This window comes from Streptomyces sp. NPDC096152, assembly GCF_044763235.1.
GTDB lineage: Bacteria > Actinomycetota > Actinomycetes > Streptomycetales > Streptomycetaceae > Streptomyces.
This window is the reverse complement of the sequence record NZ_JBIWFW010000003.1, coordinates 444,530-466,737: the sequence shown is the minus strand read 5'-3', so window position 1 is coordinate 466,737 and position 22,208 is coordinate 444,530. Positions and strand designations below refer to the sequence as shown.

The following is a 22,208-nucleotide window of genomic DNA, read 5'->3' as shown; positions in this document are numbered from 1 at the left end:
TCCGGACGTACGACGAGGACCCGGTCTCATATGAGGCCAGGGCCGGCCCTCCGGTCAAGAGTCGCGCAGCCGCCTCAGGAGGCCGGCGACCTCTCCGGCGCCGGGCCGCCCTGGGCCGACTGGCGGGCCGAGAGCGCGCCGTTGAAGCGGGTGAGCAGGGTGCAGAAGGTCTCGCGCTCCTCCGGCGCCCAGTCGTGGGTCAGCTCGGCCATCAGCTGACGCCGCGAGGAGCGCACCTCCTCCAGGCGGGACAGTCCGCGCGGGGACAGCTGAAGCACCACCGCCCGGCCGTCCTCCGGGTGCGAGGTGCGCTTCACGAGCCCGGTGTCCACGAGCGGCGCGACCTGCCGGGTGACCGTGGAGGAGTCGATGCCCATGCTCGCGGCGAGTGCCTTGACGCCCATGGGGCCCTCTTTGTCGAGGCGGTTGAGCAGCAGGTATGCGGCGCGGTCCATCGAGTTGCGCACCTGCCCGACTCCGCCGAGCCGGGTCTGTTCGGCACGGCGTGCGAACACCGCCACCTCGTGCTGCAGCGTGTCGAGAAGACCGGTGTCACCGACTGTCGTCATGTCCATCGACATTTCAGGTGTTGTGGGCATGGCCGGGGGCTCACTTCATATAAGGGGTGCTGGGTTGGGGGACAGGGTACGCGGCCGGGGGGCGGGTCGTACCAGCGCTGCGCAAACCGGTCTCGGACGTTGGTCACACCGGGCGCGTGGGGCCTGTGAACTGCGAGACTCGAGTCATGAGCTACAGCACGGCCGGCCCGTCGCGCACCGTCACCCTCGACGACGTGCGCGGGGCCCAGAAGATGCTCTCGGGAGTCGCGCGGGTGACCGCGATGGAGGGCAGTCGGCATCTGTCCCAGCTGGTGGGCGCGCCGGTGCACCTCAAGTGCGAGAACCTCCAGCGGACGGGCTCGTTCAAGCTGCGCGGCGCGTACGTCCGTATCGCCGGGCTGCTGCCCGAGGAGCGGGCCGCCGGGGTGGTGGCCGCGAGCGCCGGCAACCACGCGCAGGGTGTGGCGCTCGCGTCGTCGCTGCTCGGCGTCCACGCCACGGTGTTCATGCCCAAGGGCGCCCCGCTGCCGAAGGTCAGCGCCACGCGGGAGTACGGCGCGGAGGTGCGTCTGTACGGCCAGGTGGTCGACGAGACGCTGGCGGCCGCCGAGGAGTACGCGGCCGCGACCGGGGCGGTGTTCATCCATCCGTTCGACCACCCGGACATCATCGCGGGGCAGGGCACGGTGGGGCTGGAGATCCTGGAGCAGTGCCCGGAGGTGCGCACGATCGTCGTGGGCGTCGGCGGGGGAGGGCTCCTTGCGGGCATCGCGGTGGCGGTGAAGGCGCTGCGGCCGGACGTGCGGATCGTCGGTGTGCAGGCGGAGGGTTCGGCGGCCTACCCGCCCTCGCTCGCGGCCGGCCATCCGGTGTCGGTCCCGCACCCGGCGACGATGGCGGACGGCATCAAGGTGGGGCGGCCGGGCGATGTGCCGTTCGGGCTCGTGCGCGATCTGGTGGACGAGGTGCGCACGGTGTCCGAGGACCAGCTGTCGGCCGCGCTGCTGCTCTGCCTGGAGCGGGCCAAGCTCGTGGTCGAGCCGGCCGGGGCCAGCCCGGTGGCGGCGCTGCTGGGCGACCCGCACGCCTTCGAGGGCCCGGTCGTGGCCGTGCTCTCCGGCGGCAACGTCGATCCGGTGCTGCTCCAGCGCGTCCTGCGGCACGGCATGGCCGCGCAGGGCCGCTACCTGGCCGTCCGGCTGCGGCTGACGGACCGGCCGGGCGCGCTGGCCACTTTGCTGGGGGTGTTGTCAGTGGTGGACGCTAACGTCCTCGATGTGAGCCATGTACGGACCGATCCGCGGCTCGGGCTCACGGAGGCGGAGGTGGAGCTGCACCTGGAGACGAAGGGCCCGGAGCACTGCGCCGAGGTCAACCAGGCTCTGCGCGACGCCGGTTACACGGTCATGGGCTGAGGTCACGGCGTGAGGCCGTGGACCGAGGTCCTGGGCTGAGTCGCCGGAACGGCGGAACCGCGGCTCAGGGAACCCCTAGTCACTCGTTCGGGAAAATCCATTGAGAGACGCGATACATCGCGTTATGGTGTGTCGCATGCCACCTCCCTGACCGAGGTGGAGCACGCACACCCGCACGTCCGCAGTTCCTGCTCGCGCGGGGCCGGCACCATCCTTCCTCCTCCGGCCTCGCTCCCACGAACCATTTCCGACGACGTGGAGACACACATGCCAGGCGCCATCTATGCCGAAGGCCTGGTGAAGACCTTCGGCGACGTAAGGGCTCTGGACGGCGTCGACCTCGATGTCCCCGAGGGCACGGTGCTGGGGCTGCTCGGGCCGAACGGCGCGGGCAAGACCACCGCCGTGCGCTGTCTGACGACGCTGCTGCGGCCCGACAGCGGAAAGGCCGTCGTCGCCGGCCTCGACGTCCTCCGGCAGCCCGACGAGGTACGCCGTTCCATCGGGCTGTCCGGCCAGTTCGCCGCGGTCGACGAGTATCTGACCGGCCGTGAGAACCTCCAGATGGTCGGACAGCTCTACCAGATGAGGTCCGCGGCGGCGAAGGCCCGCGCCCGGGAGCTGCTGGAGCAGTTCAACCTCGCCGACGCCGCCGACCGGCCCGCGAAGACCTACTCCGGAGGCATGCGCCGCCGGCTCGACCTGGCGGCCGCGCTCGTCGTCTCGCCGCCGGTCATGTTCATGGACGAGCCGACGACCGGCCTCGACCCGCGCAACCGGCAGCAGCTGTGGGAGGTCATCAAGCAGCTCGTCTCCGGGGGTACGACACTGCTGCTGACCACCCAGTACCTCGAAGAGGCCGACCACCTGGCACACGAGATCGCGGTGGTCGACCACGGCCGTGTCATCGCCCGCGGCACCTCCGACGAGCTCAAGGCCCGCACCGGCGGCGAGCGCGTCGAGGTCGTCGTGCACGACCGTGAGCGCATCCCGGGCGCCTCCGAGGTGCTGCGCGGCTTCGGCAAGGGCGACACCACCGTGGAGGAGCACACCCGCAGGCTCACCGTGCCGGTCACGGGCGGCGCCAAGCTGCTCGCCGAGGTGATCCGCGAGCTCGACACCCGCGGCATCGAGATCGACGACATCGGACTGCGCCGCCCCACCCTCGACGACGTGTTCCTGTCCCTGACGGGCCACGTCGCCGAGAGCGGCGACGAGGAGACCGGTGACAAGGGCGCGGACGCCAGAGACCGCAGGCGCAACAAGGAGGCCGTCAAGTGAGTGCCGTCACCGAGCGGGCGCGCCCCACGGCGCCCGGCAACGCCCTCAGCGGGTCGATCCGCGACTCGCTGGTCGTGGCTAAACGCAATCTGATCCGGATGTCCCGGATCCCCGAGATGGTGATTTTCGGCCTGATCCAGCCGATCATGTTCGTGGTGCTGTTCTCGTACGTCTTCGGCGGCTCCATGCAGGTGGGCGGCAGCACCGACCCCGCCACCTACCGGAACTTCCTGATGGCGGGCATCTTCGCGCAGACCGTCACGTTCGCCACCGCCAGCTCCGGCGCGGGCATCGCCGACGACATGCACAAGGGCCTGATCGACCGGTTCCGCTCACTGCCCATGGCGCGCGGCGCGGTGCTGACCGGTCGGACCTTCGCCGACCTGGTGCAGACGGCGCTGACCCTGCTCGTCCTCGCCGTCGTCGCGCTGCTCGTCGGCTGGCGCGTCGGGTCCGACGGCAGTACCAACGCCGGCCGGGTCCTGGGCGGGTTCGGCCTGCTGCTCCTGCTCGGCTACGCCTTCACCTGGATCGGCGCCCTGATCGGCCTGTCGGTGCGCACACCGGAGGCGGCCACCTCCGGCGGACTGATCTGGCTGTTCCCGGTGACCTTCATCTCCAACGCGTTCGTGGACTCCAGCAACATGACCCCGTGGCTGCGCCACATCGCGGAGTGGAACCCGTTCAGCGCCACCGTCCAGGCCTGCCGCGTGCTCTTCGCCAACCCGGGACGGTCGGACTCCACCGCCTGGCCGATGCAGCACCCGGTTTGGGCCTCACTGCTCTATTCGGTCCTGATCATCGTCATATTCCGCACCCTCGCCGTACGGAAGTACCGCTCGGCGACGGCGTGAGCCGCCGCGTGATCGCGCTGAAGCGGACATGACGAAACCCCCGGCGCGAAAGAGCGCCGGGGGCTCGCCGAAGTGTCCGTGCGGGTACTCAGCCCGAGTACGGCTCGGCCTTGAGGATCTTCACCTTGGCCGTCTTGCCGTTCGGCAGTTCGTACTCCGCGCCCTCGCCGACCTTGTGGCCGATCACGCCGGCGCCCAGCGGCGACTGCGGCGAGTAGGTCTCGATGTCGGCGCTCGCGTACTCACGCGAGGCCAGCAGGAAGGTCAGCGTGTCGTCCTCGTCACCGTCGAAGGCGATCGTCACGACCATGCCGGGCGCGACCGCGCCGTCCGTGGAAGCCGGAGCCTCGCCGACCTGGGCGTTCTCAAGGAGCTGGGTCAGCTGGCGCACACGGAGCTCCTGCTTGCCCTGCTCCTCCTTGGCCGCGTGGTACCCGCCGTTCTCGCGCAGGTCGCCCTCCTCGCGCGCGGCGGCGATCTTCGCGGCGATCTCCGTGCGCGCAGGACCAGTAAGGTGCTCAAGCTCGTCCTTGAGCTTGTTGTACGCCTCCTGGGTCAGCCAGGTGACGTTCTCGCTGGTCTGGGTCACAGGTGCTCCTCGTCGGTACTGGGAATACAAAGCATCGCCCTACCCAGAAGAATGTTCCCTCTCGGATGGGCGAAACCACGAGCCTAACAATTCAGCGGCGCAAGGGGGAGGACATAAGTCACGGGATTCGTGTCAGCGCAGGTCGGTGCGTACGTATTCCGTATGAAACCGGATCCTCAGCCGGCGTGGCAGCCGAGCAGCTCGGCCGTCGTGCCCCGGGACGTCGTGCGCAGCGTGACGACCTTGTCGATCCGGGTGGCGTGCTGGTCGAAACGGAAGTCCGCGCGGCCGACCTCGTCACCGTTGGCGGCCTGCGAGCGCAGGGTGCAGTAGCCGCGGGCGCCGGCGTCCTTGCGGACCTCCAGATGGACCCGCACCGCGTCGTCGGCGGCCTGGAAGGTGATCACCTGGCCACTGATCTTGTTCTCTCCCACGTAGTGGTAGGCGAAGTAGCCGATCAGGGCGACGAGGAGCGCCCCGAAGACGGCGCCGGCGATCTTGAGCGGGCGGTCGCCGCGCTCGGCCGGGGAGCGGCCGTAGCGGCCCTCGGGCAGCCGGGTGCTCGCCGTGCTCATGATCGTCCTCTCCGCAGGGGCGGGACGTGGGTCCCGCGAGGGGCTCCCGGAGCCGTACCCCGGAATTATTCGCCCCCCGATTCGGTCACTATAGAAGCCCCCCGCCCGGCGCCAGACCGCCGCCCCGGACGCTCGTCCCCCCGGGACGGCAAACCGTTGACTGCCCGATCACACCGGGCACCGACCCGACTGAGGATTGAGCCTTGACTGACCAGCTGCGACTGATGGCCGTGCACGCGCACCCCGACGACGAGTCGAGCAAGGGCGCGGCCACCATGGCGAAGTACGTGTCCGAGGGGGTGGACGTGCTGGTGGTGACCTGCACGGGCGGAGAGCGCGGCTCCATCCTCAACCCCAAGCTCCAGGGCGACTCGTACATCGAGGAGCACATCCACGAGGTGCGCAAGAAGGAGATGGACGAGGCCCGGGAGATCCTCGGCGTCGGCCAGGAGTGGCTCGGCTTCGTCGACTCCGGTCTGCCCGAGGGCGACCCGCTGCCGCCGCTGCCGGAGGGCTGCTTCGCCCTGGAGGACGTCGACAAGGCGGCCGGCGAGCTGGTGCGGAAGATCCGGTCCTTCCGTCCCCAGGTGATCACCACCTACGACGAGAACGGCGGCTACCCGCACCCCGACCACATCATGACCCACAAGATCTCGATGGTGGCCTTCGAGGGCGCGGCGGACACCGAGAAGTACCCGGAGGAGCAGTTCGGCCCCGCGTACCAGCCGCGGAAGCTGTACTACAACCAGGGCTTCAACCGCCCCCGCACCGAGGCGCTGCACAAGGCCCTGCTGGACCGGGGCATGGAGTCCCCCTACGGCGAGTGGCTGGAGCGCTGGGACAAGTCCGGCCACAAGGACCGCACGCTCACCACGCACATCCCCTGCGCCGACTTCTTCGAGATCCGCGACAAGGCGCTGATCGCGCACGCCACCCAGATCGACCCCGACGGCGGCTGGTTCCGGGTGCCGCTGGACCTGCAGAAGGAGGTCTGGCCGACGGAGGAGTACGAGCTCGCGAAGTCCCTCGTGGACACCTCGCTCCCCGAGGACGACCTCTTTGCGGGCGTCCGGCAGCACTGAGGGACAATGCCTGACATGAGCGCAAGCGCGAGCCTGGCAATGACGCACCTCGTCCCTCTGGCGGAGATCGACGAGAACAAGGTCACCCCCGGCGTCCTCGGCTTCATCGTCTTCGCGGTGATGGCCCTGGCGGTGTGGGGCCTGATGAAGTCGATGAGTCGCCACATGGGCAGGGTCGACTTCCACGAGGCCCCGGACCCGAAGGAGGAGTCCGAGGCCCCCTCGGCCGACCCCAAGGCCCACCAGGGCTGACCGCCGGGCGGGGCCGGTGACCGCAGTCACCGGTCCGCAGGTACCGCCACCCCCATCACCTCGCGGGCGTGCCGGTCCGGAACCATGCCCAGGCGCCAGGCCTGCCAGCCCGCCTCCAGGTTCACTCCGCGTTCCAGGAGGAGCTGGTAGGCCTCCACGTAGTCGTCGAGCTTGCCGTCGCGCGCCGGGTGGCCGTCGCGGGCGAGCCGGGACAGCTCCTCCTGGGCCACCGCCGTACCCACCTCCACCCCGCCCGGGGCCGCGTACGGCAGCAGGGTGCAGCGCAGGAAGCGGGCCCAGTCCTCGCCGCGGCGGTCGCCGTAGGACGCGAAGAGGGCCGCCGCCTCGTCGCACAGCGCCAGCGCCTGCTGGGTACGGGCGTTGCCCGCGTCGACCACCGCCAGCTCCAGGCACGTCCAGGCCTCGCCGTGGGCGACGCCGATGCGCTGGAAGTCGGCGCGGGCGTCCACCAGCAGCTGCCGGGCGAACCCGGAGTTGCGCAGCGAACCGGTCTGGGCCGCCCGCTGGTTCCGGGTCACCCGGGCCGAGTGATGACGGGCGCAGGCCAGACCGTAGACGTCCCGCATCCGGGAGAACATCGTGCGGGACCGCTCCAGTTCACGGACCGCCTGGTCGAGGGTGCCGGTCTCCTCCAGCGCCTGCCCGAGGTAGTACAGCGTCCACGCCTCGCCGCGCGCGTCCTCGTTGTCGCGGTGCCGGGCCGCCGCCAGGCGCAGTCCGTCCACCGCCTCGGAGGCGTCCCCGGCCACCAGCCGTGCCCGCGCCAGCTGGGTCATGGCCCACGCCTCGCCGCGGGCGTCACGGGTGCGTCCGTACCGGTCCAGGGCCTCGCGCAGGTCCGTCTCCGCGCGCGGTACGTCGTTCCGGCGCAGGGCCAGCTGCCCCAGCTGGAAGTGGGCCCATGCCTCGCCGTGCACCGACCCGCCCTCCCGGTGCAGCACCAGGGACCGGTTCAGCAGGTCCAGGGCCTCCGCCAGGCGGCCCCGGTCGCGCTGCACCGCCGCCAGCGCGTGCATCGTCCAGGCGCGGTCGGTCGCCAGCTCCGGCGCGGCCTGGATCTCCAGGGACTCGCGCAGCCTGGCCGCCGCCTCGGTGAGGTTGCCCTGGTGGTGCAGGGTGATGCCGAGGGAGGTCAGGGCCCGTGCCGCCCCCGCGTCGTGGTGGGCCTGGAGATACAGGTCCACGACGGAGGTCAGCGTGGTGCGCGCCTTGTCCAGCTCGCCGAGCTGGCGGGCCGCGATGCCGGTGCGCCACTGCACGGAGCGGACCAGCAGGCCCTGGTCCACGGCCTGGGTCAGCTCGCTGATCTCGCCCAGCCGGTACAGGTCGCCGCGCAGCAGGCAGTAGTCGCACAGCGCGCCGAGCAGGTTCAGCACGGCCGCCTGGTTCACGCCCTCGGTGTGCCGCAGGGCCGAGGTGATGAAGCTCGACTCGTCGTCCAGCCAGCGCAGCGCCTCGTCGAGGGAGGTGAAGCCGTGCGGGCTGAAGCGGTCCGAGCGGGTGGACATGTTGCCGTCGACCAGCCGCAGCACCGAGTCGGCGAGCTCGGCGTAGTTCACGATCAGCCGCTCCTGCGCCGCGGTCCGCTCGGCGGGGTCCTCCTCGTCCAGCAGCCGGGCCTGGGCGAAGGCGCGCACCAGGTCGTGCAGGCGGTAGCGGTTGCCCCGGACGTGGTCGATCAGGCCCGCCCGGGCCAGGGCCGCCAGATGCCCGGTCGCCTCCGCCTCGTCCGCCGCCACCAGCGCGGCGGCCGCGGCTGCCCCGAGGGAGGACCGGCCGGCCAGGGCGAGCCGCCGCAGCAGCCGCCGGGCCGGCTCCGGCTGGTCGGTGTACCGCAGCCACAGCGCCCGTTCGACCGGCTCCACCGGGCCGTAGGCGCCGAGATCGGTGGCCAGCCGGCGCGGCGAGCGCGGGCCGAGGGAGGAGCCCGCGATGCGCAGCGCGAGCGGCAGTCCCCCGCACAACTGCCTGACCTTCTCGGCGGATTCGGCGTCGTAGGGCCCCGAGGTGTCCTGCGCGGCCGCGTTCAGCAGTTCCTCCGCGCCCGCCGCGTCCAGTGCCTCCACCGGCAGCTGGTGCACCCAGGCCGGCAGGTCGGCGGGCAGGTCCAGCGGGGTGCGCGCGGTGACCAGGATCAGGCTGTCGGAGCGTTCGGGCACCAGGGCGCGGACCTGATCGGGATCGGAGGCGTCGTCCAGCACGATCGTCACCGGCAGGTCGGTCAGATGCTGGTGGTACAGCTCGCTCAGCCGCTTGACCTGCTGGTCGGGGGAGGAGCGCTCGCGGAACAGCAGTTGCTCGCGGGGGGCGCCGAGCCGGTTGAGCAGGTGCAGCAGGGCGTCGCGGGTGGGCAGCGGCGGTTCCTCCGGGCTGGCGCCGCGCAGGTCGACGACGACCGCCCCGCGGAACTGGTCCTTCAGGTCGTGCGCGGCGCGGACCGCGAGGGTGCTGCGGCCGGATCCGGGCTCGCCGTGCAGGACGACGACCGTCGGCCGGGTCCGCGTGCTCGCGCGGGCCGCCTGCACCCACTGCCGGATCCGCGCCGTCTCCTGCCGTCGTCCGGCGAACACGCCCGTCGGCTCCGGCAGTTGCCCGAACGACTGCTCCAGGACACTGCGCCGGCGGGCCGCCGCGCTCTTGTCCGCGCCGCGCAGCCGGGGCGCCGTCCTCTTCGGCGTGGTGGAGGCGCTGAGCACCCGCTGCTGGTCGAGGAACGGGCGGATGCCGCGCACCTCCAGCGCGGTGAGCCACTGCAGCCGCAACTGCTCCGGGCCGCCGGGCTGGCCGGCCGCACCGGCGCGGTGGTGTGCCGCGGGCAGGTGGGCCGCGGTCACCTTCACGACGGTGGCCGCCGCGGCGACGACGCCGACGGTGACGCCCGCGCCGACGGCGGTGCCCGCGCCGGTGCCCAGCGCCACGTCGGCGACGGCGGCGGCGAGCGCGGCAACGGCGGCGACCAGCAGGGGAGTTCCGGCGCCGTCCCGGGCGTACCGCTGGGCGAAGGTCGGCTGTCCGGCCGCCGCCTCGTCCAGGGCGTGCGTGTAGGCGTCGTACTCCTCGGCCGCCGATCCCGCCATGCCGTCCAGCGCGCCGCGCGCCCGGGACAGCAGCACGCCGCCGTCCACACGGCCGCCCGACCGCCGCACCTCCTCCTCCACGGCCCGCGTCAGCAGCCGCTCGGCCTCCGCCCGATGAGCGTCCCGCATGTCCCGTCCCCCTCCGGCCACAACTCCTTTGCCCACGAGTGTCCTTCGGCACGGGCGCGAGCGCGAGAGGGCGGCGATCAACGCCTCGGCCCCGGCGGCCGTGCCGGCCCGTGGCGGCGTGGGGGAGGGGCCGGCGGGGGCGGGGCGGGCGGCGGTCACGTTCCGTGCCCGTGCACGGCCGGTGAGGCAGGATGGGGATATGCCGAACCGACTGGCCCACGAGACGTCCCCCTACCTGCTCCAGCACGCCGAGAACCCCGTCGACTGGTGGCCCTGGTCGGGCGCGGCCTTCGAGGAGGCGCGGCGGCGCGGCGTCCCCGTGCTGCTGAGCGTCGGGTACAGCAGCTGCCACTGGTGCCATGTGATGGCCCACGAGTCCTTCGAGGACGAGGCCACCGCGGCCGTCATGAACGAGAACTTCGTCAGCGTCAAGGTCGACCGCGAGGAGCGCCCCGACGTCGACGCCGTCTACATGGAGGCCGTGCAGGCGGCCACCGGGCAGGGCGGCTGGCCGATGACCGTCTTCCTCACGCCCGACGCGGAACCCTTCTACTTCGGCACGTACTTCCCGCCGGACGCCCGTCACGGAATGCCCTCCTTCCGGCAGGTCCTGGAGGGCGTCCACCAGGCCTGGGCCACGCGCCGGGACGAGGTCACCGACGTCGCCCAGAAGATCGTGCGGGACCTGGCCGGGCGCGAGCTGACCCACGGCGGCACCCAGATGCCGGGGGAGCAGGAGCTGGCCCAGGCCCTGCTGGGCCTCACCCGCGAGTACGACCCGCAGCGCGGCGGGTTCGGCGGCGCTCCCAAGTTCCCGCCGTCGATGGTGATCGAGTTCCTGCTGCGCCACCACGCCCGCACCGGCTCCGAGGGCGCCCTGCAGATGGCCCGGGACACGTGCGAGCGCATGGCCCGAGGCGGCATCTACGACCAGCTCGGCGGCGGCTTCGCCCGCTACTCCGTCGACCGCGACTGGGTCGTGCCGCACTTCGAGAAGATGCTGTACGACAACGCCCTGCTGTGCCGGGTCTACGCCCACCTGTGGCGGGCCACCGGTTCCGGGCTCGCCCGCCGTGTCGCGCTGGAGACCGCGGACTTCATGGTGCGGGAACTGCGCACGGAAGAGGGCGGGTTCGCCTCCGCGCTCGACGCCGACAGCGACGACGGCACCGGGCGGCACGTCGAGGGGGTGTACTACGTCTGGACTCCGGACCAGCTCCGCGAGGTCCTCGGGGAGGACGACGCCGAACTCGCCGCCCGCTACTACGGCGTGACCGAGGAGGGCACCTTCGAGCACGGCTCCTCGGTGCTCCAGCTGCCGGAGGGAGAGGGCGTGTCCGACGCGGAGCGGGTCGCCTCGGTCAGGCGCCGGCTGTTCGACAGCCGCGCGCGGCGGCCCGCCCCCGGCCGCGACGACAAGGTCGTCGCCGCGTGGAACGGGCTCGCGATCGCCGCTCTCGCCGAGACCGGCGCCTACTTCGACCGTCCGGACCTGGTCGAGGCCGCGGTCGGCGCGGCCGATCTCCTGGTCCGGCTGCACCTGGACGAGCACGCGCGGCTGTCCCGCACCAGCAGGGACGGCCGGGCCGGCGCGAACGCGGGCGTGCTGGAGGACTACGCCGACGTCGCCGAGGGCTTCCTCGCCCTGGCCTCGGTCACCGGGGAGGGCGTCTGGCTCGACTTCGCGGGCCTGCTCCTGGACCACGTCCTCACCCGGTTCACCGACGACTCCGGCGCTCTCTACGACACCGCCGCCGACGCCGAGCAACTGATCCGCCGCCCCCAGGACCCCACCGACAACGCCACCCCCTCCGGCTGGACCGCCGCCGCGGGCGCCCTGCTCGGGTACGCGGCCCACACGGGTTCCGAGGCCCACCGCACGGCCGCCGAGCGGGCGTCGGGTGTCGTCGCGGCCCTCGGCCCGCGGGTTCCGCGCTTCGTCGGCTGGGGGCTGGCCGTCGCCGAGGCGCTGCTGGACGGGCCGCGCGAGGTCGCTGTGGTCGGCCCCTCGCAGCAGGACGCCGCGGCGAAGGCGCTGCACCGTACGGCGCTGCTGGGCACCGCGCCCGGCGCGGTGGTCGCCTACGGGACTCCGGACAGCGACGAGTTCCCGCTGCTCGCCGAGCGTCCGCTCGCCGGCGGTGAGCCGACCGCGTACGTCTGCCGCAACTTCACCTGTGAGGCCCCGACCAGCGACCCGGAGCGACTGCGTGCCGCGCTGAGCGGGTGAGGCCGCGTCAGCCGTGGTCCGCGTAGTCGGCGAGGGCGCGCTCCACGATCGCCACGAGCTGGTCGTGGTGGGCGCCCTTCCAGTAGGCGCGCCCGCAGTCGAGGCACTGCGCGAAGACGTCGTAGGTGCGGTGCGTGCCGTGCTCGAGCCGGTCGGCCACCTCGTCCTTGGTGGCCTGCCGCAGCAGCCCGTTGCAGGCGGTGCAGCGGGTCCACGGGCGCAGCTCGGGGTGGAAGCGGTCGAGGACGTCGCGGAGCTGGTCCGCGGGGCGGGTGCTGTAGACGTAGGCGCCCGCCCACAGTTCGCGGCGGCGCAGCAGCCCCCGGTCGCGGCTGAGCAGCACCCGCTTCTCGGCCGCCGAGCGGGTGGCGAGGGCCGGGTCGCCGATGTCCGTGGACTCGTAGGCCGCGTCGACGCCGAGCAGCCGCAGCCGGCGGGCGAGCGTGCCGAGGTGGACGTCGAGGAGGAAGCGCAGGGGCGCGCCGGGGACCTCCTGGGGGCGCTCCACGGCGCGTACGCTCACGGCCTCGCCGGCCGCCGGGATGTGTGAGGCCGGCACCTCGTGGCCGTCCACGACCAGCGCGCCGACCTCGGTGAGCGGGACGCCCAGGGACTCCACGACGTGGCCGAGCGTGGAGACGCCGTCGGTGACGACGGGGGTGGCGCCGCCCCGCCGGGTGTGCGGGACGAACAGGCGCAGGCCGGGGTCGAAGCCGACGAGGATCTCGGGACCGTTCACCCGGCCAGGATGGCACGGCCGGCGGCCGGCGCCTCAGGTGTTCTTGGCCGGGACGCCGTGTTCGAGAACGGTGAGGGCGCGGTCGACGAGGTCCGCGAGGTCCTCCCGGTGGCCGTGCTCGGCCCAGTACAGGGAGGTCTCCGTCAGGGCGCCGATGAGGGACATCGCCCAGACCCGCACCTCCAGCCCGTGCGGGTCGCGGCCGGTGCGCTCGCCGATGGCGGCACAGAGCATACGGCCGGTGACCGACATGCTCTCCGTCATCCGGGCGCGCACCGCGGGCACCTCGACCATCAGCCGGGTGCGCAGCCGCGCCGGCCCGGGGTCCGTACCGACACCGAGGCCGACGGCCTGGCGCAGCACCTGGCGGACGGACTCCGTCCAGGGCTCGTCCGCGGGGCGGGCGCGCAGCTCCTCCAGGAGGACCCGGTCGTTCTCGTCGGTGAGGACGATGTCCTCCTTGGTGGGGAAGTACCGGAAGACGGTCGACGGCGACACCTCGGCCCGTTCGGCGATCTGCTCGATCGTCGTGGCGTCGTACCCCTGCTCCTCGACGAGTGCGTACGTCGCCGCGCGGATCGCCTCACGGGTCTTGATCTTCTTCCGCTCGCGCAGGCCCGGCTGCGGGGGGCCGGCGGGAGTGGTGGTGCGGGGGGCCGTCATGGAGGTCATTGTCCGGCATCGGTCCGGGGCCGAGGTCAGGCGTGCTGGTACGCCACCAGGGAGATGCCGACGTAGTGGACGACGAAGGCGGCGAGGGTCAAGGTGTGGAAGACCTCGTGGAAGCCGAACCAGCGCGGTGACGGGTTCGGCCGCTTGATGCCGTAGACGACACCGCCCGCGCTGTACAGCAGGCCGCCGACGATCACCAGGACCAGGACGGCGATGCCGCCGGTGCGCATGAAGTCCGGCAGGAAGAAGACGGCCGCCCAGCCCATCGCGATGTAGCAGGGGGTGTAGAGCCAGCGTGGGGCGCCGACCCAGAAGACGCGGAAGACGATGCCCGCGGCGGCCGCGGCCCAGATGCCCCACAGCAGCCACTGCCCCTTGGCGCCGGGCAGGAGCAGCATGGTCAGCGGCGTGTAGGTGCCCGCGATGATCAGGAAGATGTTCGCGTGGTCGAGGCGGCGCAGCACGCCGTCCATGCGCGGGCTCCAGTTGCCGCGGTGGTACAGCGCGCTGACGCCGAAGAGCAGGCAGGCGGTGAGGACGTAGATCCCGCACGCGATCCGGCCGCGGGTGGAGTCGGCCAGGGCGGTGAGTACCAGCCCGGCGACGAGCACGGCCGGGAACATGCCCAGGTGCAGCCAGCCTCGGAGCCTGGGCTTGACCGGATGCGGCAGGGAGAGCGCGACCGGACCGCGGCCGGCGGCCGGCGGGTCCAGAGGCGCGTCGGAGGCGGACGCAGTCATGGACTGCATGGTACCTACGCCACCGTAAGTGGCCCATCAGTGCGGTCCGTGACCGGCCGGAACGCAAAAAGTCTTCCAGCTGAACCCAACGTGGACGCAAAGAATCACGGCAACCGTGGCGTTCCTCACGTTGCTCACCTGTGACGCCCTCTGGACAGATGCGCACTCTCGTCGGATGATCAAATGAGTGCGGTCGGCACCGGATGAGCGGCTACGAAGCATCCGGGTCGCAGCCCCCACGGGGCGACAAGACAAAAATCCCTCATTTAGGAGCGATCGTGGCGCGCGACATCGCGGCTCCCCCCGTCATCCCCACCAAGCACCAGGAACTGATCTCGTGGGTGAACGAGATCGCCGAACTGACGCAGCCGGACAACGTGGTCTGGTGTGACGGATCCGAGGCCGAGTACGAGCGCCTGTGCGAGGAGCTCGTCGCGAAGGGCACCTTCCGCAAGCTCGACCCGATCAAGCGCCCCAACTCCTACTACGCGGCCTCCGACCCGACGGACGTCGCCCGCGTCGAGGACCGGACCTTCATCTGCTCCGAGAAGGAGGAGGACGCCGGTCCGACCAACCACTGGAAGGCCCCCGCCGAGATGCGGGAGATCTTCGCCGGTGAGCAGGGACTCTTCCGCGGCTCCATGAAGGGCCGGACGATGTACGTCGTCCCGTTCTGCATGGGCCCGCTCGGCTCCCCGCTGTCCGCGATCGGTGTGGAGATCACCGACTCCGCCTACGTCGCGGTGTCCATGCGCACGATGACGCGCATGGGCCGGCCGGTGCTGGACGAGCTCGGCGACAGCGGCTTCTTCGTGAAGGCCGTGCACACCCTCGGCGCCCCGCTGGAGCCGGGCCAGGCGGACGTGCCGTGGCCGTGCAACTCCACCAAGTACATCTCGCACTTCCCCGAGAGCCGTGAGATCTGGTCCTACGGCTCCGGCTACGGCGGCAACGCGCTGCTCGGCAAGAAGTGCTACGCCCTGCGCATCGCCTCCGTCATGGCGCGCGACGAGGGCTGGCTCGCCGAGCACATGCTGATCCTCAAGCTGACCCCGCCGCAGGGCGAGTCGAAGTACGTCGCCGCGGCCTTCCCGAGCGCCTGCGGCAAGACCAACCTCGCCATGCTGGAGCCGACGATCTCCGGATGGACCGTCGAGACCATCGGCGACGACATCGCGTGGATGCGTTTCGGCGAGGACGGCCGCCTGTACGCGATCAACCCCGAGGCCGGCTTCTTCGGCGTCGCGCCCGGCACCGGTGAGCACACCAACGCCAACGCGATGAAGACGCTGTGGGGCAACTCGGTCTTCACGAACGTCGCCCTCACCGACGACAACGACGTCTGGTGGGAGGGCATGACGGAGGAGACCCCGGCCCACCTCACCGACTGGAAGGGCAACTCCTGGACCCCGGAGTCCGGGACGCCCGCCGCGCACCCCAACGCCCGCTTCACCACGCCCGCCTCGCAGTGCCCGATCATCGCGCCCGAGTGGGAGGACCCCAGGGGCGTGCCGATCTCGGCGATCCTGTTCGGCGGCCGGCGCGCCAGCGCGGTGCCGCTGGTGACCGAGTCCTTCGACTGGAACCACGGCGTCTTCCTCGGTGCCAACGTCGCCTCCGAGAAGACCGCCGCCGCCGAGGGCAAGGTCGGCGAGCTGCGCCGCGACCCGTTCGCCATGCTGCCGTTCTGCGGCTACAACATGGGCGACTACATGGGTCACTGGGTCGAGGTGGCCAAGGGCAAGGACCAGTCCAAGCTGCCGAAGATCTACTACGTCAACTGGTTCCGCAAGAACGACGCGGGCAAGTTCGTCTGGCCCGGCTTCGGCGAGAACAGCCGCGTGCTGAAGTGGATCGTCGAGCGCCTGGACGGCAAGGCCGAGGGCGTGGAGACCCCGATCGGCGTCCTGCCGGCGAAGGGCGCCCTGGACACCAAGGGCCTGGACCTGTCGGAGTCCGACCTGGACTTCCTGCTCACCGTCGACAAGGACGTGTGGCGCGAGGAGGCCGCCCTGGTCCCCGAGCACCTGAACACCTTCGGCGACCACACGCCCAAGGAGCTGTGGGACCAGTACCGCGCCCTGGTCGAGCGCCTGGGCTGACGAGCCCGTACGACTCCGCGGCCGGTCGCGTGCCCTGACCAGCGATCGTCACGGCCGGCCGCGGTGACGACCCCCGAGAGGCCGGACGCGCACAACGGCGTGCGCGACCGGCCTCTTGGCGTGCGGTGCGGGACGTGCGGGGCGCCCTCTCGGCGTGCGGGTGCGGCCTCCGGGGGCGCGGTACGACGCGTACGGCGGCCGGCCCTCTGGGGGTGGGGCCGGGCGCGGGCGCGGCTCCCCGGGCACGGGGCCCGGCGGGCGCGCGATGGGGGCGCGGTAGGGGGCGTGGCCTAGTGGGCGACGCCGCTCAGCTTCTGCGGCTCGCCCGCCGCGGCGGCGTGCGCGTCCATCCGCTCCGCCGCGAGGATCGCCGCAGCCGTGTCGGCCCGGGAGGCGGCCACGACGAGGGCGCGTCCGGCGAGCGCGTGCGCCTGCCGGTGCAGCGCCGAGGGCTCCTGTACGGCGGCCGACGAGGCACGGGCCGGGGCGCGGCCGCCCCGCAGCCGGGCCACCTGCCCGGCCAGCCGCTCCGCGGCGGCGTCCAGGTCGGCGGACGGGGTCAGCGCGCGCAGCTCGTCGGTGACGGCGAGCAGCGCCGCGAGGTGCCCCGCGAGCTGGATGTCCAGCTCCTCCTCGCGGGAGCGGTGGGGGAAGTCGGAGGGGGCGCCGGCCATCGTGCTGTGGACCGACTTGGTGCGGATCGGCTCGTACATGGGATGGCCTCCTGTGCGCTGACGGAAGCCATCCTAGCTTAGAACTCGTCTAAAGTTGAGCCGGTTCGCGGAACCGGACCGTAGGGACACCCTGCGTGAGGGCCGGGTCGGGAGGGCGTGTCAGGGCTGGCCGTAGCCTTCGAGGAAGGTCCCGATCCGCCCCACCGCGTCGCGCAGGTCCCCGACCGTGGGCAGGGTGACGACCCGGAAGTGGTCCGGCTCGGGCCAGTTGAAGCCGGTGCCCTGGACGACCATGATCTTCTCCTGGCGCAGCAGGTCCAGGACCATCCGCCGATCGTCCTTGATCTTGAACACCTTGGGGTCGAGTCGGGGGAACAGGTACAGCGCGCCCTTCGGCCGTACGCAGCTCACGCCCGGGATCTGGGTGAGCAGCTCGTAGGCGACGTCCCGCTGCTCCTTCAGTCGGCCGCCGGGCAGCACCAGGTCGCCGATGGTCTGCCGCCCGCTGAGCGCCGCGACCACGCCGTGCTGTCCCGGCATGTTCGCGCACAGGCGCATGTTCGCCAGGATGGTCAGGCCCTCGATGTAGGAGTCGGCGTGCGCCCGCGGCCCGGAGATCGACATCCAGCCGACCCGGTAGCCGGCCACCCGGTACGCCTTCGACATGCCGTTGAAGGTCAGGGTCAGCAGGTCCGGGGCGACCGCCGCAGTCGGGGTGTGCGTGGCGCCGTCGTAGAGGATCTTGTCGTAGATCTCGTCCGAGCACACCAGCAGGTTGTGCCGGCGGGCGATGTCGGTCAGCCCCTTGAGCACCGCCTCGTCGTAGACCGCGCCCGTCGGGTTGTTCGGGTTGATGATGACGATCGCCTTGGTGCGGTCGGTGACCTTCCGCTCCACGTCGGCGAGGTCGGGCATCCAGTCCGACTGCTCGTCGCAGCGGTAGTGGACCGCCGTGCCGCCGGACAGGGAGACCGCGGCCGTCCACAGCGGGTAGTCCGGCGCCGGGACCAGGACCTCGTCGCCGTCGTCCAGCAGGCCCTGCATCGCCATCACGATCAGCTCGGAGACGCCGTTGCCGATGAAGACGTGCTCGACGTCCGTCTCGATGCCGAGGGTCTGGTTGTGCATGACGACCGCGCGGCGCGCGGCGAGCAGGCCCTTGGCGTCGCCGTAGCCGTGGGCCGACGACACGTTGCGGAGGATGTCCTCCAGGATCTCGGGCGGGCACTCGAAGCCGAACGCGGCCGGGTTGCCCGTGTTGAGCTTGAGGATCCGGTGACCGGCCGCCTCCAGCCGCATCGCCTCCTCGAGCACCGGGCCCCGGATCTCGTAACAGACGTTGGCGAGCTTCGTCGACTGGATCACCTGCATGCTTGGGAGCTTACGGCCGGGTAATGCTGCTTGGGTGGTGTTTTCCGCCACGTGAGACGCGTCGGAATGGGTGGTTACCGTCGGTAGCTGTCTCTCGGACCCCTGCGGCGCCTAGACTTTCCGGCCATGTCCATGCCTCCCGACGTCCACGGAGTGCCGCCCGCAGAGGGGGCGCCCCAGGGTGCGCCGAACGTGTACCACCCGCAGACCGCGGCCACTCCGACGTACGACGACTACACCGACCCGGCGTCCGCCCACGGCTGGCAGAACGCGTTCGACGAGACGTGCGAACTGCCCTCCGTGCCGGACGGCGAATCCGCGGGACCGGGTCCGGACCGTCAAGGCCATCGGGGCGGGCGCCGGGGGCGCAGGAAGGAGCGGGGTGGTGACGGCCGGTCCCGGCGCGTGCTGCTCGCCGCCGGGGCGGTGGGGGCCGTCTCCCTCGCGATGATCGCCGGGTTCTCCGCCATGTCCTCGTCGGGTGGGACGGAGGGTGAGCGGGGCGGTGCGGGGCCCTCGGCCGGAACGGTCACGTTGCCGGGGGAGGCCCCCACCGGCTCCCCCGGGTCGTCGTCCGATCCGGCCGGCGGCGGCGCACCGGAGGCCGGCAGTACCTCGGGCGCCGCCCCGTCGGGCACGGGCGGCGATGCCTCGCAGAGCGCTTCGGCGGCGGAGAAGCGGAGCGGCTCCCCCTCTCCGACGTCCTCCGGCGCCACCGCCACGACCACCACCGCGCCCACCTCGACCACCGCGCCGTCCCCCTCCGTGGACCCGCCCGGCAGGGGGCTCGGCAGGGGCACCAAAGGGCCCAAGTAGCGGACGCATCCGCCCTGTTGACGGGCGGTCCGCCCCCGCGGACCGCTGACGTCTTCTTGTGGCGCACCCCTCGCGCCATCACAATGCGCATGACAAGACAGGCGGCCGGAAGATCTCCGGTCGCCCGCGTCCGAAGAGGGGACCCCCACATGAACAAGCCTCTCCTTGCCACCCTCGCGACCCTGGTGATCACCGGGGCGGGAGCGGCACCCGCGGTCGCCGCGCCGACGACGGCCGCGCCGGCCCGCGCCACCACGACGAAGAGAACCGCGCCGGCGATCCAGGCCGTCGACTTCGCGGGCACCGTCTCGCTGAGCAACTGCTCCGGCTCCGTGATCCGTTTCCCCGGCTCCGCCGACAGCGACCCGGCCCTGGTGCTCACCAACGGCCACTGCCTGGAGACCGGCTTCCCGGCGCCCGGCGAGGTCGTCGTCGACCAGGCCTCCAGCCGCTCCTTCGGTCTGCTCAACTCGGCCGGCACCCGGATCGGCACGCTCCGCGCGAGCAAGGTCGCCTACTCGACCATGACGGACACGGACGTCACGATCTACCAGCTCACCCGCAGCTACGCGCAGATCAAGAGCTCGTACGGGATCAACGCGCTCACCATGAGCGACACCCACCCGGTCGCCGGCAGCGCCATCAAGGTCGTCTCCGGCTACTGGAAGCGGATCTACAGCTGCAACGTCGACGGCTTCGTCTACCGCCTGAAGGAGGGCGACTGGACCTGGAAGGACTCGGTCCGCTACACCTCCGCCTGCAACACCATCGGCGGCACCTCCGGTTCGCCCGTCGTCGACGTCGCCACCGGCAAGGTCGTCGCCGTCAACAACACCGGCAACGAGGACGGCGAGTCCTGCACCGTCAACAACCCGTGCGAGGTGGACGAGAGCGGCAACGTGACCGTCCGTCAGGGCATCAACTACGCCGAGGAGACGTACCAGATCGCGGCGTGCTTCGGCGCCGGCAACAAGCTGAACCTGAGCGCGAGCGGCTGCACCCTGCCCAAGCCGTAGGGCCCGCGGACCGGGACCCGCGGACCGGGACCGGCGAGGGGCGGGCGGTCACACCGCGACGCGGCGGACCGTTCGCCTCCCGTCCCACCGAGCGACGCGGACCGTCCGTCTCCCGTCCCACTGAGCACGCGGACCGTCCGCCTCCCCTCCCACCGGAGCGAGGCGGACCGCCCGATCCCGCCCCCCTGGAGCGCGGCGGACCGGCCGGGGTACGGCGCACGGCCCGCCCCTCGCACCCGAGTGCGGCGCACAGCCCGCCCCTCGCGCCCGAGTGCGGCGCACAGCCCGCCCCTCGCGCCCGAGTGCGGCGCACAGCCCGCCCCTCGCGCCCGAGTGCGGCGCACGGCCCGCCGCTCACGCCGGAGTGCGGCGCACCGCCCGACCCGCCAGTACGTCCGTGCGCCGGCCGTCCTCGATCACGAACCGGCCGTCGATCAGCACGTACGGGATGCCCGTCGGCAGCGCCCGCGGCCGCTCGAACGTCGAGCCCGCGGCGACCGTGGCCGGGTCGAAGAGGACCAGGTCGGCCCGGTACCCCTCGCGCACCAGCCCGCGGTCCGGCAGGCGCAGCCGGGCCGCCGGACGCCCCGTGAGGTGTGCGACGCACTCTTCCAGCGACAGCACGCCCAGCTCCCGCACGTACCGTCCGAGGTAGCGCGGGAAGGTGCCGTAGGCGCGCGGATGCGGCTTGGCGCCCCGCAGGATGCCGTCGGAGCCGCCGGTGTGGATCCGGTGGCGCATGATGGCCCGCACGTTCTCCTCGTGGCCCACGTGCTGGAGGATCGTCGGGCCGAGCCGGTCCTCCACCAGCAGCCGGCGCGCGGTCGTCCAGGGCTCCTCGCCCCGCCGGTCCGCCGACTCCCGCACCGTGCGGCCGACGTACTCGGCCAGCGCCGGATCGGAGACCCCGGAGATCTCGACCGTGTCCCACTCCACGGGGACGCCGTGGCAGCCGTCCGAGCCGGTGACCTCCAGGTCACGACGGATCCGCGCCGCGGTCTCCTCGTCCGCGAGCCGCCTGAGCACCTCATCGGGGCCGCCCTCGCTCGCCCAGCTCGGCAGCAGGGCGGCCAGGGTGGTGCAGCCGGGGGTGTAGGGGTAGGTGTCGAGCGTGATGTCGGCGCCGCCGGCGAGAGCCTCGTCCAGCAGCGCCAGCAGCTCGGGCGCCCGGCCGTTGTTCGGGCCGAAGTTCAAGGTGGCGTGCGCCAGGTGCAGCGGGCAGCCCGCCGCCCGGGTCAGGGCCACCATCTCCGCGTACGCCTCCAGCGCGCCCGCGCCGTAGGAGCGGTGGTGCGGGCAGTAGTAGCCGCCGTAGGAGGCCACCACCCGGCACAGCTCGGTCAGTTCCGCGTCCGGCGCGTACATGCCGGGCGTGTAGGTCAGCCCGGACGACAGCCCGACGGCGCCCTGCTCCAGTCCCTCGGCGACCAGCCGCCGCATCCGGGCCAGCTCCCCGGGCGTTGCCGGGCGGTCCTCCCAGCCGACGGCTAGCGCGCGGACCGTGCCCTGCGGGACCAGGTAGGCGGCGTTGACGGCGATGCCCTCGCCGCCGAAGCCGTGGTCGAGCCGGTCCAGGTACCCGCCGACCGACCGCCAGGTGAAGTCGACGTCCTCGCCGTACCCGTTCCAGCCGGTGATGGCACGGCGCACCTCCTCCAGCGTGCGCTCGTCGACCGGCGCGTACGACAGCCCGTCCTGGCCGAGGACCTCCAGCGTGACGCCCTGCGCGGCCTTCGCGCTGTGGTCCGGGTCGCGCAGCAGGGCGAGGTCGCTGTGCGCGTGCATGTCGATGAACCCGGGGGAGAGCACCAGGCCCTCGGCGTCCAGTTCCCTCCTCGCCCGCGGCCGTTGGCAGCCCGCGGCCGCGGCCTCCTTGACGATCGCCACGATCCTGCCGCCCCGGACCGCCACGTCGGCGCGGTAGGAGGGCGCGCCGGTGCCGTCGACGACCTCCGCGTCCCGGACGACGAGGTCGGCGAAGTCGGCGAGCTCGACCGGATCCATACGGCGCCT

At 72.3% G+C, this 22,208-nt stretch carries 19 protein-coding genes; 9 read left to right on the top strand and 10 right to left on the bottom strand.

Translation table 11 applies throughout. The features are described from left to right. Positions 1-74 precede the first annotated feature (74 nt). Complete coding sequence (locus ACIQ9G_RS12335) at positions 75-581, bottom strand: MarR family winged helix-turn-helix transcriptional regulator (RefSeq protein WP_403608413.1); 507 nt, start codon at positions 579-581, stop codon at positions 75-77. 164 nt (positions 582-745) lie between these two features. Between ACIQ9G_RS12335 and ilvA the strand changes: the two genes are divergently transcribed. The 3 genes from ilvA (at position 746) to ACIQ9G_RS12320 (ending at position 4,110) form a co-directional block, all read left to right on the top strand. After that, on the top strand, positions 746-1,975 hold the full coding sequence (gene ilvA / locus ACIQ9G_RS12330) for a threonine ammonia-lyase (RefSeq protein WP_403608412.1): 1,230 nt from the start codon (positions 746-748) through the stop codon (positions 1,973-1,975). A gap of 267 nt (positions 1,976-2,242) precedes the next feature. Beyond that, on the top strand, positions 2,243-3,256 hold the full coding sequence (locus ACIQ9G_RS12325) for an ATP-binding cassette domain-containing protein (protein ID WP_403608411.1): 1,014 nt from the start codon (positions 2,243-2,245) through the stop codon (positions 3,254-3,256). After that, positions 3,253-4,110: an ABC transporter permease gene (locus ACIQ9G_RS12320; protein WP_403608410.1), complete on the top strand. Its 858-nt coding sequence runs from the start codon at positions 3,253-3,255 to the stop codon at positions 4,108-4,110. Before ACIQ9G_RS12325 ends, ACIQ9G_RS12320 begins: the two co-directional genes overlap by 4 nt. Before the next feature lie 88 nt (positions 4,111-4,198). Here the strand turns inward: ACIQ9G_RS12320 and greA are convergent, their stop codons facing one another. Continuing rightward, positions 4,199-4,699, bottom strand: coding sequence for a transcription elongation factor GreA (gene greA / locus ACIQ9G_RS12315; protein WP_403608409.1), 501 nt, complete (start codon positions 4,697-4,699; stop codon positions 4,199-4,201). A 176-nt stretch (positions 4,700-4,875) separates the two neighbouring features. Next, positions 4,876-5,274, bottom strand: a complete 399-nt coding sequence (locus ACIQ9G_RS12310) for a DUF4307 domain-containing protein (protein ID WP_392190925.1) — start codon at positions 5,272-5,274, stop codon at positions 4,876-4,878. Between the two features lie 224 nt (positions 5,275-5,498). Between ACIQ9G_RS12310 and mca the strand changes: the two genes are divergently transcribed. Together mca and ACIQ9G_RS12300 are read left to right on the top strand one after the other, a co-directional pair. Beyond that, the gene (mca, locus tag ACIQ9G_RS12305; RefSeq protein WP_403608811.1) at positions 5,499-6,356 is read left to right on the top strand and encodes a mycothiol conjugate amidase Mca; all 858 of its coding nucleotides are present in this window, start codon (positions 5,499-5,501) and stop codon (positions 6,354-6,356) included. A 6-nt stretch (positions 6,357-6,362) separates the two neighbouring features. Then, complete coding sequence (locus ACIQ9G_RS12300; protein WP_403608408.1) at positions 6,363-6,608, top strand: hypothetical protein; 246 nt, start codon at positions 6,363-6,365, stop codon at positions 6,606-6,608. A gap of 26 nt (positions 6,609-6,634) precedes the next feature. On the opposite strand, the gene ACIQ9G_RS12295 is transcribed toward ACIQ9G_RS12300, so the two are convergent. Next, complete coding sequence (locus ACIQ9G_RS12295; RefSeq protein ID WP_403608407.1) at positions 6,635-9,835, bottom strand: tetratricopeptide repeat protein; 3,201 nt, start codon at positions 9,833-9,835, stop codon at positions 6,635-6,637. A gap of 199 nt (positions 9,836-10,034) precedes the next feature. On the opposite strand from ACIQ9G_RS12295, the gene ACIQ9G_RS12290 reads away from it, so the two are divergent. Next, positions 10,035-12,065, top strand: a complete 2,031-nt coding sequence (locus tag ACIQ9G_RS12290) for a thioredoxin domain-containing protein (RefSeq protein ID WP_403608406.1) — start codon at positions 10,035-10,037, stop codon at positions 12,063-12,065. A 7-nt stretch (positions 12,066-12,072) separates the two neighbouring features. On the opposite strand, the gene ACIQ9G_RS12285 is transcribed toward ACIQ9G_RS12290, so the two are convergent. Genes ACIQ9G_RS12285 through ACIQ9G_RS12275 form a run of 3 tightly spaced genes read right to left on the bottom strand, consistent with a single transcriptional unit; the run spans position 12,073 to position 14,216 of the window. After that, positions 12,073-12,804 carry a Mut7-C RNAse domain-containing protein gene (locus ACIQ9G_RS12285; protein WP_403608405.1) on the bottom strand — a complete coding sequence of 244 codons (732 nt, stop codon included), beginning with the start codon at positions 12,802-12,804 and terminating at the stop codon, positions 12,073-12,075. A gap of 33 nt (positions 12,805-12,837) precedes the next feature. Further along, entirely contained in the window at positions 12,838-13,476 is a 639-nt protein-coding gene (locus tag ACIQ9G_RS12280; RefSeq protein ID WP_403608404.1) for a TetR/AcrR family transcriptional regulator, read from the bottom strand. A gap of 26 nt (positions 13,477-13,502) precedes the next feature. Beyond that, positions 13,503-14,216, bottom strand: coding sequence for a hemolysin III family protein (locus tag ACIQ9G_RS12275; protein WP_403608403.1), 714 nt, complete (start codon positions 14,214-14,216; stop codon positions 13,503-13,505). Positions 14,217-14,494: 278 nt separating this feature from the next. Here ACIQ9G_RS12275 and ACIQ9G_RS12270 point away from each other — a divergent pair, with 278 nt between their 5' ends. Next, complete coding sequence (locus tag ACIQ9G_RS12270) at positions 14,495-16,318, top strand: phosphoenolpyruvate carboxykinase (GTP) (RefSeq protein ID WP_403608402.1); 1,824 nt, start codon at positions 14,495-14,497, stop codon at positions 16,316-16,318. A 290-nt stretch (positions 16,319-16,608) separates the two neighbouring features. On the opposite strand, the gene ACIQ9G_RS12265 is transcribed toward ACIQ9G_RS12270, so the two are convergent. Further along, positions 16,609-17,031: a hypothetical protein gene (locus ACIQ9G_RS12265; protein WP_403608401.1), complete on the bottom strand. Its 423-nt coding sequence runs from the start codon at positions 17,029-17,031 to the stop codon at positions 16,609-16,611. 120 nt (positions 17,032-17,151) lie between these two features. After that, positions 17,152-18,363, bottom strand: coding sequence for a pyridoxal phosphate-dependent aminotransferase (locus tag ACIQ9G_RS12260; protein WP_403608400.1), 1,212 nt, complete (start codon positions 18,361-18,363; stop codon positions 17,152-17,154). Between the two features lie 126 nt (positions 18,364-18,489). Between ACIQ9G_RS12260 and ACIQ9G_RS12255 the strand changes: the two genes are divergently transcribed. Together ACIQ9G_RS12255 and ACIQ9G_RS12250 are read left to right on the top strand one after the other, a co-directional pair. Beyond that, positions 18,490-19,179, top strand: a complete 690-nt coding sequence (locus ACIQ9G_RS12255; protein WP_403608399.1) for a hypothetical protein — start codon at positions 18,490-18,492, stop codon at positions 19,177-19,179. 149 nt (positions 19,180-19,328) lie between these two features. Beyond that, positions 19,329-20,195 (top strand): serine protease, encoded by an 867-nt coding sequence (locus ACIQ9G_RS12250; RefSeq protein ID WP_403608398.1) that lies wholly within the window; start codon positions 19,329-19,331, stop codon positions 20,193-20,195. Between the two features lie 354 nt (positions 20,196-20,549). On the opposite strand, the gene ACIQ9G_RS12245 is transcribed toward ACIQ9G_RS12250, so the two are convergent. Beyond that, positions 20,550-22,199: an amidohydrolase family protein gene (locus ACIQ9G_RS12245; RefSeq protein ID WP_403608397.1), complete on the bottom strand. Its 1,650-nt coding sequence runs from the start codon at positions 22,197-22,199 to the stop codon at positions 20,550-20,552. Between the last annotated feature and the right edge of the window lie 9 nt (positions 22,200-22,208).

What these genes read in the sequence shown, in the direction of transcription:
- ACIQ9G_RS12325 (WP_403608411.1), top strand. Translation starts at nt 2,243, where the DNA reads ATGCCAGGCGCCATCTATGCCGAAGGCCTGGTGAAGACCTTCGGCGAC.
- ACIQ9G_RS12310 (WP_392190925.1), bottom strand. Translation starts at nt 5,274, where the DNA reads ATGAGCACGGCGAGCACCCGGCTGCCCGAGGGCCGCTACGGCCGCTCC.
- ACIQ9G_RS12335 (WP_403608413.1), bottom strand. Translation starts at nt 581, where the DNA reads ATGTCGATGGACATGACGACAGTCGGTGACACCGGTCTTCTCGACACG.
- ACIQ9G_RS12250 (WP_403608398.1), top strand. Translation starts at nt 19,329, where the DNA reads ATGAACAAGCCTCTCCTTGCCACCCTCGCGACCCTGGTGATCACCGGG.
- ACIQ9G_RS12265 (WP_403608401.1), bottom strand. Translation starts at nt 17,031, where the DNA reads ATGTACGAGCCGATCCGCACCAAGTCGGTCCACAGCACGATGGCCGGC.
- ACIQ9G_RS12245 (WP_403608397.1), bottom strand. Translation starts at nt 22,199, where the DNA reads ATGGATCCGGTCGAGCTCGCCGACTTCGCCGACCTCGTCGTCCGGGAC.
- mca (WP_403608811.1), top strand. Translation starts at nt 5,499, where the DNA reads ATGGCCGTGCACGCGCACCCCGACGACGAGTCGAGCAAGGGCGCGGCC.
- ACIQ9G_RS12295 (WP_403608407.1), bottom strand. Translation starts at nt 9,835, where the DNA reads ATGCGGGACGCTCATCGGGCGGAGGCCGAGCGGCTGCTGACGCGGGCC.
- ACIQ9G_RS12260 (WP_403608400.1), bottom strand. Translation starts at nt 18,363, where the DNA reads ATGCAGGTGATCCAGTCGACGAAGCTCGCCAACGTCTGTTACGAGATC.
- ACIQ9G_RS12290 (WP_403608406.1), top strand. Translation starts at nt 10,035, where the DNA reads ATGCCGAACCGACTGGCCCACGAGACGTCCCCCTACCTGCTCCAGCAC.
- ACIQ9G_RS12255 (WP_403608399.1), top strand. Translation starts at nt 18,490, where the DNA reads ATGTCCATGCCTCCCGACGTCCACGGAGTGCCGCCCGCAGAGGGGGCG.
- ACIQ9G_RS12300 (WP_403608408.1), top strand. Translation starts at nt 6,363, where the DNA reads ATGCCTGACATGAGCGCAAGCGCGAGCCTGGCAATGACGCACCTCGTC.
- ACIQ9G_RS12275 (WP_403608403.1), bottom strand. Translation starts at nt 14,216, where the DNA reads ATGACTGCGTCCGCCTCCGACGCGCCTCTGGACCCGCCGGCCGCCGGC.
- ACIQ9G_RS12280 (WP_403608404.1), bottom strand. Translation starts at nt 13,476, where the DNA reads ATGACCTCCATGACGGCCCCCCGCACCACCACTCCCGCCGGCCCCCCG.
- ilvA (WP_403608412.1), top strand. Translation starts at nt 746, where the DNA reads ATGAGCTACAGCACGGCCGGCCCGTCGCGCACCGTCACCCTCGACGAC.